Origin of the sequence: Pseudomonas sp. URMO17WK12:I12 (assembly GCF_000514395.1) — a bacterium.
Taxonomy (GTDB): domain Bacteria; phylum Pseudomonadota; class Gammaproteobacteria; order Pseudomonadales; family Pseudomonadaceae; genus Aquipseudomonas; species Aquipseudomonas mucoides.
Genome location: NZ_AZVV01000015.1, coordinates 113,803 through 129,811 on the forward strand (window position 1 = coordinate 113,803; position 16,009 = coordinate 129,811).

General features: G+C 59.2%; 14 protein-coding genes. All 14 read right to left on the minus strand.

The features are described 5' to 3' along the window. Nucleotides 1–49 precede the first annotated feature (49 nt). Nucleotides 50–1,405 (minus strand): NADH-quinone oxidoreductase subunit NuoF, encoded by a 1,356-nt coding sequence (gene nuoF / locus D882_RS0121355; protein WP_027925111.1) that lies wholly within the window; start codon nt 1,403–1,405, stop codon nt 50–52. Beyond that, nucleotides 1,402–1,899, minus strand: coding sequence for an NADH-quinone oxidoreductase subunit NuoE (gene nuoE, locus D882_RS0121360; protein ID WP_008020715.1), 498 nt, complete (start codon nt 1,897–1,899; stop codon nt 1,402–1,404). Before nuoE ends, nuoF begins: the two co-directional genes overlap by 4 nt. Nucleotides 1,900–1,901: 2 nt before the next feature. Next, nucleotides 1,902–3,686: an NADH-quinone oxidoreductase subunit C/D gene (gene nuoC / locus D882_RS0121365; protein ID WP_027925112.1), complete on the minus strand. Its 1,785-nt coding sequence runs from the start codon at nt 3,684–3,686 to the stop codon at nt 1,902–1,904. 72 nt (nt 3,687–3,758) lie between these two features. Continuing rightward, nucleotides 3,759–4,433 carry an NADH-quinone oxidoreductase subunit B family protein gene (locus D882_RS0121370; RefSeq protein WP_007946424.1) on the minus strand — a complete coding sequence of 225 codons (675 nt, stop codon included), beginning with the start codon at nt 4,431–4,433 and terminating at the stop codon, nt 3,759–3,761. A gap of 10 nt (nt 4,434–4,443) precedes the next feature. Beyond that, nucleotides 4,444–4,857 carry an NADH-quinone oxidoreductase subunit A gene (locus D882_RS0121375; protein ID WP_003223812.1) on the minus strand — a complete coding sequence of 138 codons (414 nt, stop codon included), beginning with the start codon at nt 4,855–4,857 and terminating at the stop codon, nt 4,444–4,446. A 577-nt stretch (nt 4,858–5,434) separates the two neighbouring features. After that, nucleotides 5,435–6,760 (minus strand): isocitrate lyase, encoded by a 1,326-nt coding sequence (aceA, locus tag D882_RS0121380; RefSeq protein WP_027925113.1) that lies wholly within the window; start codon nt 6,758–6,760, stop codon nt 5,435–5,437. 474 nt (nt 6,761–7,234) lie between these two features. Next, the gene (locus tag D882_RS0121385) at nt 7,235–7,996 is read right to left on the minus strand and encodes a secretin N-terminal domain-containing protein (protein WP_027925114.1); all 762 of its coding nucleotides are present in this window, start codon (nt 7,994–7,996) and stop codon (nt 7,235–7,237) included. 203 nt (nt 7,997–8,199) lie between these two features. Further along, on the minus strand, nt 8,200–8,625 hold the full coding sequence (locus D882_RS0121390) for a GNAT family N-acetyltransferase (RefSeq protein ID WP_027925115.1): 426 nt from the start codon (nt 8,623–8,625) through the stop codon (nt 8,200–8,202). Further along, complete coding sequence (locus D882_RS0121395; protein WP_027925116.1) at nt 8,618–9,787, minus strand: cupin domain-containing protein; 1,170 nt, start codon at nt 9,785–9,787, stop codon at nt 8,618–8,620. The genes D882_RS0121390 and D882_RS0121395 overlap by 8 nt, the downstream gene beginning before the upstream one ends. Nucleotides 9,788–9,873: 86 nt before the next feature. Next, entirely contained in the window at nt 9,874–11,244 is a 1,371-nt protein-coding gene (gene purB, locus D882_RS0121400) for an adenylosuccinate lyase (RefSeq protein WP_027925117.1), read from the minus strand. 123 nt (nt 11,245–11,367) lie between these two features. After that, the gene (gene hflD, locus D882_RS0121405; protein ID WP_027925118.1) at nt 11,368–11,991 is read right to left on the minus strand and encodes a high frequency lysogenization protein HflD; all 624 of its coding nucleotides are present in this window, start codon (nt 11,989–11,991) and stop codon (nt 11,368–11,370) included. Next, nucleotides 11,988–13,121, minus strand: coding sequence for a tRNA 2-thiouridine(34) synthase MnmA (mnmA, locus tag D882_RS0121410; protein ID WP_027925119.1), 1,134 nt, complete (start codon nt 13,119–13,121; stop codon nt 11,988–11,990). The genes hflD and mnmA overlap by 4 nt, the downstream gene beginning before the upstream one ends. Nucleotides 13,122–13,180: 59 nt before the next feature. Beyond that, nucleotides 13,181–13,627, minus strand: coding sequence for an NUDIX hydrolase (locus D882_RS0121415; protein WP_027925120.1), 447 nt, complete (start codon nt 13,625–13,627; stop codon nt 13,181–13,183). A gap of 105 nt (nt 13,628–13,732) precedes the next feature. Continuing rightward, nucleotides 13,733–15,958, minus strand: a complete 2,226-nt coding sequence (locus D882_RS0121420) for an NADP-dependent isocitrate dehydrogenase (protein WP_027925121.1) — start codon at nt 15,956–15,958, stop codon at nt 13,733–13,735. Nucleotides 15,959–16,009: the final 51 nt, after the last annotated feature.

Consider the following 16,009-nt stretch of genomic DNA (forward strand, 5'->3'; position numbering starts at 1 on the left):
TCATCGAACGAGAAGGCGAAGGGCACGGACCCTTCGCCTTTTTAAGCGTTTACGCGCCGACTACGATCGGCCTTGCCAGAGGCGGGACGACGGCGCTGGTGGGCGCGATGCCGGCTTCGAACTCATGGCGGAAGTATTTGATTGCGCTGCCCAACGGCTCCACGGCGCCCGGTGCGTGAGCACAGAAGGTCTTGCCAGGGCCGAGGAAACCGACCAGACCCAGCAGGGTCTCGATATCGCCGGCTTGCCCTTCACCGTTCTCGATCGCACGCAGGAGCTTGACGCTCCACGGCAAACCGTCACGGCACGGGGTGCAGAAACCGCACGACTCACGGGAGAAGAACTCTTCCATGTTGCGCAGCAGGGACACCATGTTGACGCTGTCGTCCACCGCCATGGCCAGGCCGGTACCCATACGGGTGCCCACCTTGGCGATGCCGCCGGCGTACATTTGTGCGTCCAGGTGTTCCGGCAACAGGAAACCGGTACCGGCGCCGCCAGGCTGCCAGCACTTGAGCTTGAAGCCGTCGCGCATGCCGCCGGCGTAGTCTTCGAACAACTCACGACCGGTGACGCCGAATGGCAGTTCCCACAGGCCCGGGTTCTTGACCTTGCCGGAGAAGCCCATGAGCTTGGTGCCCATGTCTTCACTGCCTTCACGGGACAACGATTTGTACCAGTCCACGCCGTCGGCAATGATCGCCGGCACGTTGCACAGGGTTTCAACGTTGTTCACGCAGGTCGGCTTGCCCCACACGCCAACGGCGGCAGGGAAGGGCGGCTTGGAGCGCGGGTTGGCGCGGCGGCCTTCGAGGGAGTTGATCAGTGCGGTTTCTTCACCGCAGATGTAACGCCCGGCGCCGGTGTGGACGAACAGCTCGAAATCGAAGCCGCTGCCCAGAATGTTCTTGCCCAAAAGGCCGGCTGCCTTGGCTTCTTCCACGGCACGGTTGAGGTGCTTGGCGGCAGTGGTGTACTCGCCACGCAGGAAGATGTAGCCACGGTAGGTTTTCAGCGCGCGAGCACTGATCAGCATGCCTTCGATCAGCAGATGGGGCAGTTGCTCCATCAGCATGCGGTCTTTCCAGGTGTTCGGCTCCATCTCGTCCGCGTTGCACAGCAGGTAGCGGATGTTGATGGATTCGTCTTTGGGCATCAGGCCCCACTTAACGCCCGTGGGGAAGCCTGCACCGCCGCGACCTTTCAAGCCGGAATCTTTCACGGTCTGGACGATATCGTCCTGAGCCATGTCGGCGAAGGCCTTGCGCGCAGCGGCGTAACCGTTCTTGGCCTGGTACTCGTCGAGCCACACGGCTTCGCCGTCGTCACGCAGACGCCAGGTCAGCGGGTGAGTCTCGGCCGAACGCTTGATGCGGTTGGCAGGACCGAAGGAAGTCAGGGTCATACGTAGCCCTCGAGCAATTTGGCAACGCCGGCAGGCTGCACATCACCGAAAGTGTCGTCGTCGATCATCAACGCCGGCGCCTTGTCGCAGTTGCCGAGGCAGCAGACCGGCAGCAGGGTGAAACGACCGTCGGCGGTGGTCTGACCCAGGCCGATGCCCAGCTTGCTCTGGATTTCGCTGACCACGGATTCGTGACCACCGATGTAGCAGACCATGCTGTCGCAAACGCGAATGATGTGACGGCCCACGGGCTGACGGAAGATCTGGCTATAGAAAGTAGCCACGCCTTCAACGTCGCTCGCCGGGATGCCGAGGATCTCGCCGATGGCGTACAGAGCGCCATCCGGCACCCAGCCACGTTCCTTCTGGACGATCTTCAAGGCTTCGATCGACGCCGCGCGCGGGTCTTCGTAGTGATGCAACTCGTGCTCGATGGCCGAGCGCTCGGTTTCACTCAAGGTGAAACGGTCTGTCTGGATAAGCGTGCTATTCATGCTTAGCGGTCCACGTCGGCCATAACGAAATCGATACTACCCAGGTACGCAATCAAGTCCGCGACCATGCTGCCTTTGATCACCGAAGGGATCTGCTGCAGGTGCGGGAAGCTTGGGGTACGAATCCGGGTGCGGTAGCTCATGGTGCCGCCATCGCTCGTCAGGTAATAACTGTTGATGCCCTTGGTCGCTTCGATCATCTGGAAGGATTCGTTGGCCGGCATGACCGGGCCCCACGAAACTTGCAGGAAGTGCGTGATCAGGGTCTCGATGTGCTGCAGCGTGCGCTCTTTCGGCGGCGGCGTGGTCAGCGGGTGATCCGCCTTGTACGGGCCTTCCGGCATGTTGCGCATGCACTGCTCGATGATCTTGATGCTCTGGCGCATTTCTTCGACGCGCACGATGCAACGATCGTAGGCATCGCCATTGGCGGCCAGCGGCACTTCGAATTCGAAGTTTTCGTAACCGGAGTATGGACGTGCCTTACGCAGGTCAAAGTCGCAACCGGTCGAACGCAGGCCGGCACCGGTGACGCCCCATTCCAGGGCCTCTTTGGTGTTATAGGCGGCGACGCCGATGGTCCGGCCACGCAGGATGCTGTTGTCCAGGGCGGCTTTCTGGTATTCGTCCAGACGCTTTGGCATCCACTCGACGAAGTCTTTCACCAGTTTTTCCCAGCCGCGCGGCAGGTCGTGGGCGACGCCACCGATGCGGTACCAGGCCGGGTGCAGACGGAAACCGGTAATGGCTTCGATCACCGTGTACGCCTTTTGACGGTCGGTGAACGTGAAGAACACCGGGGTCATGGCGCCGACGTCCTGGATGTAGGTCCCCAGGAACAGCAGGTGGCTGGTGATCCGGAAGAACTCGGCCATCATGATGCGGATGACGTCGACCTTCTCAGGCACTTTGATGCCGGCCAGCTTCTCGACCGAGAGCACGTACGGCAGGTTGTTCATCACGCCGCCGAGGTAGTCGATACGGTCGGTGTACGGGATGAAACTGTGCCAGGACTGACGTTCAGCCATCTTCTCGGCACCACGGTGGTGGTAGCCAACGTCTGGTACGCAGTCGACGATTTCTTCACCGTCCAGCTGCAGGATGATGCGGAACGCACCGTGCGCGGAAGGGTGGTTGGGGCCGAGGTTGAGGAACATGTAGTCCTCGTTCGCACCGGAACGCTTCATGCCCCAGTCTTCAGGCTTGAAGCGCGCGGCTTCTTCCTCAAGCTGTTGCTTGGCCAGGTTCAGGGTGAACGGATCGAACTCGGTGGCACGGGCCGGGAAGTCCTTGCGCAGCGGGTGACCTTCCCAGGTCGGCGGCATCATGATGCGGGTCAGGTGCGGGTGACCGGCAAAGTTGATGCCGTACATGTCCCACACTTCACGCTCGTACCAGTTGGCGTTCGGCCACAGACCGGTCACGGTCGGCACGTTGAGGTCGCTCTCGGACAAGGCGACCTTGATCATCACGTCACTATTACGTTCGATCGACATCAAGTGATAGAACACAGTGAAGTCGGCGCCGCTTGGCAGTCCTTGACGCTTGGTGCGCAGACGCTCGTCCACGCCGTGCAGGTCATAGAGCATGACGTACGGCTTGGGCAGGTTACGCAGGAAGGTCAGGACTTCGACGAGTTTGGCGCGCGCAACCCACAGCACCGGCATGCCGGTGCGGGTAGGCTGGGCGGTGAACGCGTCCGCGCCAAAACGGTTGTTCAGTTCGACGACCACATCCTGGTCGTCTGCCTTATAAGGCGGGATGTACAGAGCACTGCCTGTAGTCATGGTTATTTATCGCTTTCGGTCAACGTAAAGAATGAAGCCAGTGTCGCGTTCTATTAAAGAAGCAGATCTGGATCAGACTTCGTCGGGGCTGCGCAGGTTGGTGACTGCGATTCGCTGTTCGCGGCGCTTTTCCTTCTCGGAAGGCATCTCGGCGCGGTAGACGCCTTGATCCCCAACGACCCAGGAAAGCGGACGACGCTCCTGTCCAATCGACTCTTGCAAGAGCATCAAGCCTTGCAGGAACGCTTCAGGACGGGGCGGGCAGCCAGGCACGTAGACGTCCACGGGCAGGAACTTGTCCACCCCTTGAACGACAGAGTAGATGTCGTACATGCCACCGGAGTTGGCGCACGAACCCATGGAGATAACCCATTTAGGTTCGAGCATTTGCTCGTAGAGACGCTGAATGATCGGCGCCATCTTGATGAAGCAGGTACCGGCGATAACCATGAAATCCGCCTGGCGCGGCGATGCCCGGATAACCTCGGCGCCAAAGCGCGCGATGTCGTGGGGCGCCGTGAAGGCGGTGGTCATTTCCACGTAGCAGCACGAAAGACCGAAGTTATACGGCCACAGGGAGTTCTTGCGCCCCCAGTTGATCGTGCCGTTAAGCACGTCTTCGAGCTTGCCCATGAAGATGTTTTTGTGGACTTGATCTTCTAACGGATCGGAAACGGTTTCCCGTTCGCCAATCGGATACTGCTCGTTAGGAGCATCGGGGTCGATCCTGGTGAGATTGTATTGCATTGCCAAAGCCTCATTGTTTCAGCTTCGCTTGCCGCTTACGACGAGCTTCCGGAGCCCAGTCAAGGGCGCCCACTCGGAATAGGTAGACAAGGCCTGCCAACAGAATTGCTATGAAAACGAGAGCTTCGACGAATCCGGTCCAGCCGCTTTCGCGGACGGACACAGACCATGCAAAGAGAAAGAGGGCTTCGATATCGAAGATCACGAAGAGCATCGCGACCAGATAGAATTTGGCTGAGAGCCGCAGACGGGCGCCACCTGTAGGCAGCATGCCGGATTCGAACGGTTCGTTTTTGCTGCGGCCCCAGGCTTTTGACCCGAGGAGGCTGGAGACGCCGAGCATGAAGGCGCAGAGGCCGACAACGCCCAGAAGGAAAATGGCAAAGCCCCAGTTGTGGGCCATGAGTCCTGTCGCTTCGGGCATGCTGGTAATCCTTAACAGAGAGCAAAGGTCTCTGAGCTTGAAAAGAAACAAAGCAGTGACGATATGTCGCAGCAATCAATCCCGCTGATTTTATGGCACAACACTCAGCAAGTAAAATTCCTATAGCGAAATTATTTACAGGAATAAGGACATAGCGCACCTCCAAAGTCCCCCAGCCCATGCGTTGCGGGCATTAGCCGGGTTTTCATCAATATTGTTTTGTAGGGAATGTAACGAACATAGTTGCACCTGAATGATAATCAATATTGTTTGCGGTGGTTTTTAATCTGGTTATCCGGGTTGGGGCCGGGAAGTTGCCTTTTATATGCGCTACAGCAAGTAGTGAAGGCGACCTTTTTAGCGGATTTTTCTGACGGCGATACCGCTCTGGATCAATGTTTTCTTCGGGCGCCACCATCCCTGTGAGAGCCGGGCAAGCCCGGCTCTCACAGGATTTGGCGGTGTTCATTAAATCGCGGGCAAAAAAACGCCCCGAACCAGTCGGGGCGTCAGATGTGCGGCGTTGCGGTTAGCTTTCTAGTCGGTCCGCAGCGGCCGATCGTTCAGGCGAAGCAGATCAGTGGAACTGTTCTTCTTCAGTCGAACCGGTCAGTGCGGTTACCGAAGACGTGCCACCTTGAATCACAGTGGTCATGTCGTCGAAGTAGCCGGTGCCCACTTCCTGCTGGTGAGCCACGAAGGTGTAACCCTTGGCGGCGTCAGCGAACTCTTGCTCTTGCAGTTTCACGTAGGCAGTCATGTCGTTGCGGGCGTAGTCGTGCGCCAGGTTGAACATGCTGTGCCACATGTTGTGAATGCCGGCCAGGGTGATGAACTGGTGCTTGTAACCCATGGCGGACAGTTCGCGCTGGAACTTGGCGATGGTCGCGTCGTCCAGGTTTTTCTTCCAGTTGAAGGAAGGCGAGCAGTTGTACGACAGCAGTTGGTCCGGGTATTCCTTTTTGATCGCTTCAGCGAAGCGACGAGCCTCGTCCAGGTCCGGCTTGGCGGTTTCGCACCAGATCAGGTCGGCGTACGGCGCGTAAGCCAGGCCGCGAGCGATGGCCTGGTCCAGACCGGCGCGCACTTTGTAGAAGCCTTCCTGGGTACGTTCGCCAGTCACGAATGGCTGGTCGTACGGGTCGCAGTCGGAAGTCAGCAGGTCAGCAGCGTTAGCGTCGGTACGGGCCAGGATGATGGTCGGCGTACCGGCAACGTCAGCTGCCAGACGGGCAGCGGTCAGCTTCTGTACAGCTTCCTGGGTAGGAACCAGTACCTTGCCGCCCATGTGGCCGCATTTTTTCACGGAAGCCAGTTGGTCTTCGAAGTGAACGCCAGCGGCGCCTGCTTCGATCATGCTCTTCATCAGCTCGTAAGCGTTCAGTACGCCGCCGAAACCGGCTTCAGCGTCAGCCACGATTGGAGCGAAGTAGTCGATATAGCCTTCGTCGCCCGGGCCTTTGCCGGCTTTCCACTGGATCTGGTCAGCACGACGGAACGAGTTGTTGATGCGCTTGACCACGGTTGGAACGGAATCCACCGGGTACAGCGACTGGTCCGGGTACATCGATTCGGCGGAGTTGTTGTCCGCAGCAACTTGCCAGCCCGACAGGTAGATCGCCTGGATACCGGCTTTAACTTGCTGTACAGCCTGGCCGCCAGTCAGGGCGCCCATGCAGTTGACGAAATCTTTCTCGGGACGGAAGGATGGCTTGGCGCCCTGGGTGACCAGGTTCCACAGCTTTTCGGCGCCCATTTTTGCAAAGGTGTGCTCAGGTTGAACCGAGCCACGCAGGCGGACGACGTCAGCAGCGGAGTAAGCGCGAGTCACGCCTTTCCAGCGTGGGTTTTCAGCCCAGTCTTTTTCGAGGGCTGCAATTTGCTGTTCGCGTGTCAGTGCCATGGAGATAAACCTCGTCGCGTCTTTTACGGAAAGTTGTTCTGCGGTGGAAAATTCATGCGCTCGCTGACCAGAAGCTAGGTGGTCAAGTCGGATTTGGCGGGGGTGTCGACAGGATGAACGATGGGCTCGAGGGGAAGTGAGCAGGTAAGGGCAAACTGGCGAACGCATTGGGGCATCGTGGGCCTTGGTGCAAACATCAGTGTGAAGCCGGGTTACCTAATTACGCTTCCGTCCCTCGGGACAACTTCGTTCCAGTCGGCAACCTCGTCAAACACACCTTGTGGGCGGTACAGACACGAAGCGGCTCGCGGGGTAGGTGCGAGCATCGCTTCGAAGGCCCTTGCCAGGGCCCCTGATTAGCGGGAGCGAGGCCATCATGCCTTTGCTTTTTTCGATCGTCAAACGTTTTGTAGTGCTTTTTTTCAGGCACTACATCTTTGGTCTAATACGACTAATCAGTCAGTTTTCGGTGGTTTAGTCCAAAGTATCGACTTTCACCCGCAGGGTCATGTCATCCCGGCCCTGAGTAGCGTAGTTGCGGCTCGTGCCCTGTTTGTCGGCTTGGGTCTGGCGATTGACGCCGGCCAGCAGGATCCATTCGCCGAGGCGGCCCGTGACAGTTGTGTCGGTACTTTGCACGTTCACTACATCGGGACGTTCCTGGCTCATGCGGTCACGGTTGGTACTGATCGCCAAGTGAACGATGTCGCCGGTGACGCTGGCGGTGACGTAGAAACCTTGAGTGACGTTGCGGTATTCGGTTTGGCTGCGCAGATCACCGTAGGAATCGGTCTGTGAGCTGGTGAGTGGCACGCTTTGGCCGACCTGAATCAGGGCGGGGGTGCCTTCGCTGGCCTGAATCTGCTGGATGCCACCGTCACGGCTGTCGGTGCTGTAATTGATGATTCGGGTCTGGCTTGGCTTGGCACCGTTGACCGAGGCGCCCTGATCGCCTTGAAAGTTGTTTTCATTGGTGTCGACGGTAATCAGCAAGCGCTTGGCGGCGACGTCGAGTTGGCTGATCAGGGCTTTAAGTTCGTCGATCTTGCGTTGATCTGCGTTGACGATCAGCTGATTGCCATAGGCGCTGACCTGGCCTTCCTTGCCAATGAAATCCTGCGCCATGGGCAGCATGTCGGCGCTGGTGCGAAACTTGAGGGGCACGATCTCGGTGGCAGCCATGGCTGAAAAACTGCAGGTCAGCAACAGGGTGGTGAGCAGGGTGCGTAGGGACATATCCGTTATCTCCGACTTCTAATGCCTTGATAGTGCCAGTTTGTCGGCCCGGCGGGGTGCAAGTTGAATCGTAGACAGCAAAACGCCCCGGCATCCGAAAATGGCGGGGCGTTTTGTGGTGTTCTTGCGGGCCTCATCGCGAGCGAGCTCGGCTCCTGCAGAGATCCTGTAGGAGCCGAGCTCGCGATGGGGGTGCCTCGGTATCAAGCCGAGTGACGCACCATGTCCACATGCGGAATCCCGGCTTCCAGGAACTCCTCGCTGAGGATGTGAAAACCCAGGCGCTCATAGAACGCCGTGGCCTGCACTTGCGCGCTGAGCTGTTGCTGCTTCAGCCCGCGTTTCTCCGCTTCACCAATCACTGCATGCATCAGTGCATCGCCGACCTTCAGGCCACGCCAGTCCTTGAGCACCGAAACCCGGCCGATGTGACCATCGGGCAGCAGGCGAGCGGTGCCAATCGGGAAGTCGCCTTCGAAGGCCAGGAAATGCACCGCGGTGGCGTCATCGGCATCCCATTCCAGCTCAGGTGGAACGGATTGCTCGGCGATGAATACCGTCTCACGAATGCGCCGGATCTCGGCGATGTCCTTCTGCCAGTCTGCGACACGTACGTGAATTTTATTCATCAGCAAACCCCAGGCTGCCTTGCTTGATCAATTCGCAGATCAGGCCACGACCGTCTTCGTCAATCAGCCATTCGCCGAGGTTGTCGATGTGCAGCGCGTCAGCGGCGCAAATCATTTTCAGCAGTTCGCGCAACTTGCCCGGCAGGTAACGGCTCTGGCCGCTGGCGAACAGCAGCAGGTCGTCATCGACTTCGGACCAGGCGAGGCGGGCGCTTGGGTTGCGGATCAGAACGGCGCCTTGCTCAAGGCTGGCGAGCAGGTCGTCTTCCTCGATCTCTTCCGGGCCAACCACCAGTTCCGGGTAGCGCGGTTCGGTCATGTACTGGCCAAACCAGGTCAGCAGCAGGCGCTCGTCGCTCATGTGCTCGGCCAGCAGGCTTTTCAGGCGATCAAGGGCGTCGTGCTGGATCTGGTGTGGATCGACCGCAGGCAGGGCGTCGGCGTCGGTGTAACGCTCTTCGTCCGTCAGGAACTGGCTGAGGAAGTCAGTGAAGTGGGTCAGCACTTCAGCGGCGCTCGGCGCACGGAAGCCCACCGAGTACGTCATGCAGTCATCGACCGCGACGCCGCAGTGAGCCAGGCGTGGTGGCAAGTACAGCATGTCGCCCGGTTCCAGAACCCACTCTTCGGTGGCTTCGAATTCAGCGAGGATGCGCAGGTCTGCGTGGGGCAGCAGCTTGCTCTCGGCATCGCACATCTGGCCGATTTTCCAGTTGCGCTTGCCGTGGCCTTGCAGCAGGAACACGTCGTAGTTGTCGAAGTGCGGGCCGACGCTGCCACCAGGGGCGGCGAAGCTGATCATCACATCGTCTACGCGCCAGCTCGGCAGAAAGCGGAAGTTTTCCAGCAGTTCGCTGACTTCCGGCACAAACTGATCGACCGCTTGAACCAGCAGGGTCCAGTCACGTTCCGGCAGTTTGCTGAATTCGTCTTCGGCAAACGGGCCGCGGCGCAACTCCCATGGGCGCTCGCCGTTCTCGATCACCAGACGCGATTCGACTTCTTCTTCCAGCGCCAGGCCGGCCAGTTCGTCGGCGTCGATCGGGCTTTCGAAATCAGGAATCGCTTGGCGGATCAGCAGCGGTTTTTTCTGCCAGTAGTCGCGCAGGAATTCGCGTGCCGTGATGCCGCCCAGAAGTTGAAGAGGAATGTCAGGATTCATGTGTAACCTATTGAAAAAAACTACTTTTTAGACAGGAATAAAAACGCCCGGCGCGGCCGGGCGTCTCAAGCAGGTCCAGCGGTCAATCAGATACGTTTGGCTTGCTCTACAGCGTTGCCGATGTAGTTCGCCGGGGTGAGCAATTTCAGCTCGGCCTTGGCGGCGGCTGGCATGTCCAGGCCGTCGATGAAAGTCTGCAGCGCTTCTGGGCTGATGCCTTTGCCGCGGGTCAGTTCTTTCAGCTTTTCGTACGGGTTTTCGATGTTGTAGCGGCGCATCACGGTCTGGATTGGCTCGGCCAGCACTTCCCAGCAAGCGTCCAGGTCAGCAGCGATCTTTTGAGCGTTCAGCTCAAGCTTGCTGATGCCTTTGAGGCTGGCTTCGTACGCGATCACACTGTGGGCGAAGCCGACACCGAGGTTGCGCAGCACGGTGGAGTCGGTCAGGTCACGCTGCCAGCGGGAGATTGGCAGTTTGCTCGCCAAATGCTGGAACAGTGCGTTGGCGATGCCCAGGTTGCCTTCGGAGTTTTCGAAGTCGATCGGGTTGACCTTGTGCGGCATGGTCGACGAACCGATTTCGCCAGCGATGGTGCGCTGTTTGAAATAACCCAGGGAGATGTAGCCCCAGATGTCACGGTCGAAGTCGATCAGAATGGTGTTGAAGCGCGCAATCGCGTCGAACAGCTCGGCGATGTAGTCGTGCGGTTCGATCTGGGTGGTGTACGGGTTGAAACCCAGGCCCAGCTCGTCTTCGATAAAGGCGCGGGCGTTTTCTTCCCAGTCGATCTCAGGGTAGGCCGACAGGTGAGCGTTGTAGTTGCCGACAGCGCCGTTGATCTTGCCCAGCAGCGGCACGGCAGCGACCTGAGCGATTTGACGCTCCAGACGGTAAACCACGTTCGCCAGCTCTTTGCCCAGGGTAGTCGGCGAAGCCGGTTGACCGTGGGTACGCGACAGCATGGGTACGTCGGCAAAACGGATGGCCAGTTCGCGGATGGCTTCGGCGGTTTGGCGCATCAGCGGCAACATCACGTCATCACGGCCTTCGCGCAGCATCAGGGCGTGGGACAGGTTGTTGATGTCCTCGCTGGTGCAGGCAAAGTGGATGAACTCGCTGACGGCAGCCAGTTCTGGCAGCTTGGCCGCTTGCTCTTTGAGCAGGTATTCGATGGCTTTGACGTCGTGGTTGGTGGTGCGCTCGATCTCTTTGACACGCTCGGCGTGCTCCAGAGCGAAGTTTTCCGCCAGGGTGTTCAGCACAGCGTTGGCTTCGGCGGAGAACGCCGGCACTTCGCTGATACCAGGGTGAGCGGCCAGGCGCTGGAGCCAACGCACTTCAACCAGAACGCGAGCACGGATCAGGCCGTATTCACTGAAAATCGGGCGCAGGGCCTGGGTTTTGCCGGCGTAGCGGCCGTCAACAGGGGAAACCGCAGTGAGCGAAGAAAGCTGCATGGGGTGTTCTCGGACAGTCGGGCAACGAAATGGGGCGCGTATCATACATGAAAAAATCCGTCGGTCCGTTGCCAACTGACCGGCGTATTACGCGTAATGCGGAGTAAAACTTGTCTGCGCGACTTATTCGTTACGCATCAAGGGGTAAAGCTCTTTCAACAATTTGCGTCGGCTGATCACCAGCTGCCAGCGATGACCGCCCAACTGCCGCCACAGGCGCGCCGAGCGAATTCCGGCCAGCAACAGGGCGCGGATTTTCGAGGCATTGCTTGGCTGTTGCAGGTTGCGCATGTCGCCGTGGACCTGAATCCGTTGGCGCAGCGTGCTCAGGGTGTCCTGGTACAGTGCGCCACACGCGGCGATCACGTTTTCGTGGGCCGGGCCGAAGTGTTCGACCTGGGATTGAATCTGCGGCAAGCGCTTGCCGATCACGTCCAGCATGTCGCCACGCTTGGCCAGTTGACGCTCCAGGCCGAGCATCGCCAGGGCGTAACGCAAAGGTTCGCGTTGAAGGGCGCTCGGGTCGCGTTCAAGTGCGCCCACCAGCGCGCGATAACCTTCGCGCAGATTGAGGTCGTCACCGCCGTAGACTTCCAGCGTGTCCTTGGGGTCGCGAATCAGCAGGCTGCCGAGCATGCAGGTCAGGCCGGCTTCGGTGGTCTGGCCGGTCTTGGCAATCTTGTCGACGAGGACGGCAGCGAGAAACACGCCGCCCAGCGCCGTCAGTTGCTCCTGAGTCGGGCTCATTGTGGCTGGCCTTTGCTGGTCCACGGCTCGGCAATTTCGATAACGCCGCCACCCAGGCAGATTTCACCGTCGTAAAACACCACGGATTGCCCTGGGGTGACCGCGCGCTGCGGGTCATCGAAGGTCGCGCGGTAGCCGGTAGCGGTTTTCTCCAGCGTGCAGGGCTGGTCGCTTTGGCGATAGCGGACCTTGGCGGTCAACTTGCGCGGCTCGGTCAGATCAATCGGGTTGACCCAATAGATGTCCGAAGCGAGCAGGGCGCGGGAGAACAGGTACGGGTGGTCATTGCCCTGGCCAACGATCAGTTCGTTGTGTTCCAGGTCCTTGATCAGCACGTACCACGGCTCGTCACTGGCGTCTTTCAAACCGCCGATGCCCAGGCCCTGACGCTGACCGATGGTGTGGTACATCAAGCCGTGGTGACGGCCGATCACTTCGCCTTCGGTGGTCTTGATCTCGCCGGGCTGCGCTGGCAGGTATTGCTTGAGGAAGTCGCTGAAACGACGTTCGCCGATAAAGCAGATACCGGTGGAGTCCTTTTTCTTAGCGGTCGCCAGTTCGTATTTCTCGGCAATCGCACGGACTTCAGGCTTTTCCAGCTCGCCGACCGGGAACAGGGTCTTGGCGATCTGTTCGCCGCCGACGGCGTGCAGGAAGTAGCTCTGGTCCTTGTTCGCGTCCAGGCCCTTGAGCAGTTCGGTGCGACCGTCGATATCGCGGCGGCGCACGTAGTGGCCGGTGGCGATCAGGTCGGCGCCGAGCACCATGGCGTAGTCGAGGAACGCCTTGAACTTGATCTCGCGGTTGCACAGGATGTCCGGGTTCGGCGTGCGACCGGCCTTGTATTCGGCCAGGAAGTGCTCGAACACGTTGTCCCAGTACTCGGCGGCGAAGTTGGCGGTGTGCAGCTTGATACCGATTTTGTCGCACACAGCCTGCGCATCCGCCAGGTCGTCCATGGCGGTGCAGTATTCCGTTCCATCGTCTTCTTCCCAGTTCTTCATGAACAGGCCTTCCACCTCATAGCCCTGCTCGATCAACAGGAGAGCGGAAACGGAAGAGTCCACGCCGCCGGACATGCCGACAATGACGCGCTTCTTTTGTGTGTCAGAAGGGGCTGGATCACGCATAGGGATTCAATGAGTGTCTTGAAAAAGGACGCGATTCTAGCAGGCTGGAGCCCGCAAGGCTAAAGAGAAGGGCGGATCAGTTCGAGACCGAAGTGATTGCCGTCCAGATAATCATCGATACAGCGGATGATCAGCTCACTGCGCCAGTTTGCGCGCTGTTCCAGCAATTCGTCACGCGTCAGCCACTTGGCGCCGACGATGCCGTCATCCAGCTGATAATCCGGGTGGTGTTTGAGCGGTTTTGCCGTGAAGCAGACACGCTGGTAAGTCACGCCGTTGCTCGGGGCGGTGTACAGGTAAATGCCGACTACACCGGTGGCTTCAACGTCCCAGCCGGTTTCTTCGAGGGTTTCGCGTACCGCGGCTTCGATCAGCGTTTCATTCGGGTCGAGGTGGCCTGCGGGTTGATTGAGTACGATACGGTCGTGCTTGAGTTCTTCGACCATCAGGAAGCGGCCATTGTCCTCGACGATGGTGGCGACGGTGATGTGGGGTTTCCAGTCCATGAGGCTTCCTCGATTTCCAAGGTGTAAATGCAGTTAAGTGTAGGAGTGAGCCTGAAAACACAAACCCCGGCACAGGGCCGGGGTTTGTGATGCATCCTTACAACCTTAAACCAGCGCAGCAACCGCTGCGTTGAAGGTTGGGCTAGGGCGCATGGCCTTGCTGATCAGCTCGGCATTGGCGTGGTAGTAACCGCCGATGTCCACTGGCTTGCCCTGAACGGCGTTGAGCTCGGCAACGATGGTTGCTTCGTTCTCGGTCAGGGTTTTGGCCAGGGTCGCGAACTGCGCTTGCAGTGCAGCGTCTTCAGTCTGGGCGGCCAGGGCCTGAGCCCAGTACAGCGCCAGGTAGAAGTGGCTGCCGCGGTTGTCGATGTTGCCGACTTTGCGCGATGGCGACTTGTTGTTGTCCAGGAACTGGCCGGTGGCCTGATCCAGGGTCTTGGCCAGAACCAGCGCCTTAGGGTTGTTGTACGTCACACCCAGGTGCTCAAGGGACGCGGCCAGGGCCAGGAACTCGCCCAGGGAATCCCAACGCAGGAAGTTTTCTTCCAGCAGCTGTTGCACGTGCTTCGGCGCCGAACCGCCAGCGCCGGTTTCGAACAGGCCGCCACCATTCATCAGCGGAACGATCGACAGCATCTTGGCGCTGGTGCCCAGTTCCATGATCGGGAACAGGTCAGTCAGGTAGTCGCGCAATACGTTGCCGGTCACCGAGATGGTGTCCTTGCCTTCGCGAGTACGTTGCAGGGTGAACTTCATCGCGTCGACAGGCGCCATGATCTGGATGTCCAGGCCGGCCGTGTCGTGATCCTTCAGGTAAGCCTGAACTTTCTCGATCACTACGCCATCGTGGGCGCGCATCGGGTCCAGCCAGAAAATCGCCGGAGTGCTGCTGGCGCGAGCACGGTTGACGGCCAGTTTGACCCAGTCCTGGATCGGCGCGTCTTTGGTCTGGCACATGCGGAAGGTGTCGCCGGCTTCAACCGACTGTTCCAGCAGGGTGCGACCGGCGCTGTCGGAAACCCGAACCACACCGTTGGTCTTGATCTGGAAAGTCTTGTCGTGCGAACCGTACTCTTCGGCTTTCTTCGCCATCAGGCCAACGTTTGGCACGCTGCCCATGGTGGTTGGGTCGAAAGCACCGTTGACTTTGCAGTCTTCGATCACGGCCTGGTAGATGGTTGCGTAGCAGCGATCCGGGATCACCGCCTTGGTGTCGTGCAGCTGGCCGTCGGTGCCCCACATTTTGCCGGAGTCACGGATCATGGCTGGCATCGAGGCGTCGACGATGACGTCGCTCGGCACGTGCAGGTTGGTGATGCCTTTGTCGGAGTTGACCATGGCCAACGACGGACGAACGGCGTAGACCGCCTGGATGTCCGCTTCGATCTGCGCTTGCTGCTCAGCCGGCAGGGCTTTGATGCGAGCGTACAGGTCGCCGATGCCGTTGTTCAGGTTGAAGCCGATCTGCGCCAGCACGTCAGCGTGCTTGGCCAGTGCGTCTTTATAGAACTCGGCAACGATCTGGCCGAACATGATCGGGTCGGAGACCTTCATCATGGTGGCTTTGAGGTGAACCGACAGCAGCACGCCCTTGGCTTTGGCGTCTTCGATCTCGGCAGCGATGAAGCTGCGCAGAGCGTTTTTGCTCATGACCGCGCAATCGAGGATCTCACCGGCTTGTACGGTGGTTTTTTCTTTCAGGACGGTGGTGGTGCCGTCTTGAGCGATCAGTTCGATTTTGACGGCGTCAGCGGCTTCGATCAGGGCGGCTTTTTCGCTGCCGTAGAAATCGCCGGCGCTCATGTGCGCAACGTGAGACTTGGAGTCTTTAGCCCAAGCGCCCATTTTGTGCGGGTGCTTGCGAGCGTAATTCTTGACCGACAGCGGTGCGCGACGATCGGAGTTGCCTTCGCGCAGAACCGGGTTTACGGCGCTGCCCTTGATCTTGTCGTAGCGCGACTTGGCGAGCTTGTCGGCGTCGCTGGTCACGGTTTCCGGGTAGTCAGGAACGGCGAAGCCCTGGGCTTGCAGTTCTTTGATGGCGGCTTGCAGCTGCGGTACCGAAGCACTGATGTTCGGCAGCTTGATGATGTTGGCTTCAGGCGTAACAGCCAGGTCGCCCAGTTCGGCGAGGTGGTCGGCTACGGCTTTATCACCCAGTTGCTCGGGGAAGCTGGCCAGAATGCGTCCTGCAAGAGAGATATCGCGGGTTTCAACGGCGATATCGGCCGAGGCGGTGAAGGCCTCTACGATAGGCAACAGTGAATAGGTGGCGAGGGCTGGGGCTTCGTCGGTGAAGGTATAGATGATCTTCGAGCGGGTGGGCATATTCGGATTAACTCTCTCTTCTTTGCTAAAGCGTGCGCAGAAACTCGAGGG

Bases quoted from the DNA above. Each gene is read 5' to 3' on its own strand.
- nuoF (WP_027925111.1), bottom strand. From the start codon at position 1,405: ATGACCCTGACTTCCTTCGGTCCTGCCAACCGCATCAAGCGTTCGGCC.
- hflD (WP_027925118.1), bottom strand. From the start codon at position 11,991: ATGAGCCCGACTCAGGAGCAACTGACGGCGCTGGGCGGCGTGTTTCTC.
- D882_RS0121415 (WP_027925120.1), bottom strand. From the start codon at position 13,627: ATGGACTGGAAACCCCACATCACCGTCGCCACCATCGTCGAGGACAAT.
- nuoE (WP_008020715.1), bottom strand. From the start codon at position 1,899: ATGAATAGCACGCTTATCCAGACAGACCGTTTCACCTTGAGTGAAACC.
- D882_RS0121375 (WP_003223812.1), bottom strand. From the start codon at position 4,857: ATGCCCGAAGCGACAGGACTCATGGCCCACAACTGGGGCTTTGCCATT.
- D882_RS0121390 (WP_027925115.1), bottom strand. From the start codon at position 8,625: ATGAATAAAATTCACGTACGTGTCGCAGACTGGCAGAAGGACATCGCC.
- D882_RS0121385 (WP_027925114.1), bottom strand. From the start codon at position 7,996: ATGTCCCTACGCACCCTGCTCACCACCCTGTTGCTGACCTGCAGTTTT.
- mnmA (WP_027925119.1), bottom strand. From the start codon at position 13,121: ATGCGTGATCCAGCCCCTTCTGACACACAAAAGAAGCGCGTCATTGTC.
- D882_RS0121420 (WP_027925121.1), bottom strand. From the start codon at position 15,958: ATGCCCACCCGCTCGAAGATCATCTATACCTTCACCGACGAAGCCCCA.
- purB (WP_027925117.1), bottom strand. From the start codon at position 11,244: ATGCAGCTTTCTTCGCTCACTGCGGTTTCCCCTGTTGACGGCCGCTAC.
- D882_RS0121370 (WP_007946424.1), bottom strand. From the start codon at position 4,433: ATGCAATACAATCTCACCAGGATCGACCCCGATGCTCCTAACGAGCAG.
- D882_RS0121395 (WP_027925116.1), bottom strand. From the start codon at position 9,787: ATGAATCCTGACATTCCTCTTCAACTTCTGGGCGGCATCACGGCACGC.
- aceA (WP_027925113.1), bottom strand. From the start codon at position 6,760: ATGGCACTGACACGCGAACAGCAAATTGCAGCCCTCGAAAAAGACTGG.
- nuoC (WP_027925112.1), bottom strand. From the start codon at position 3,686: ATGACTACAGGCAGTGCTCTGTACATCCCGCCTTATAAGGCAGACGAC.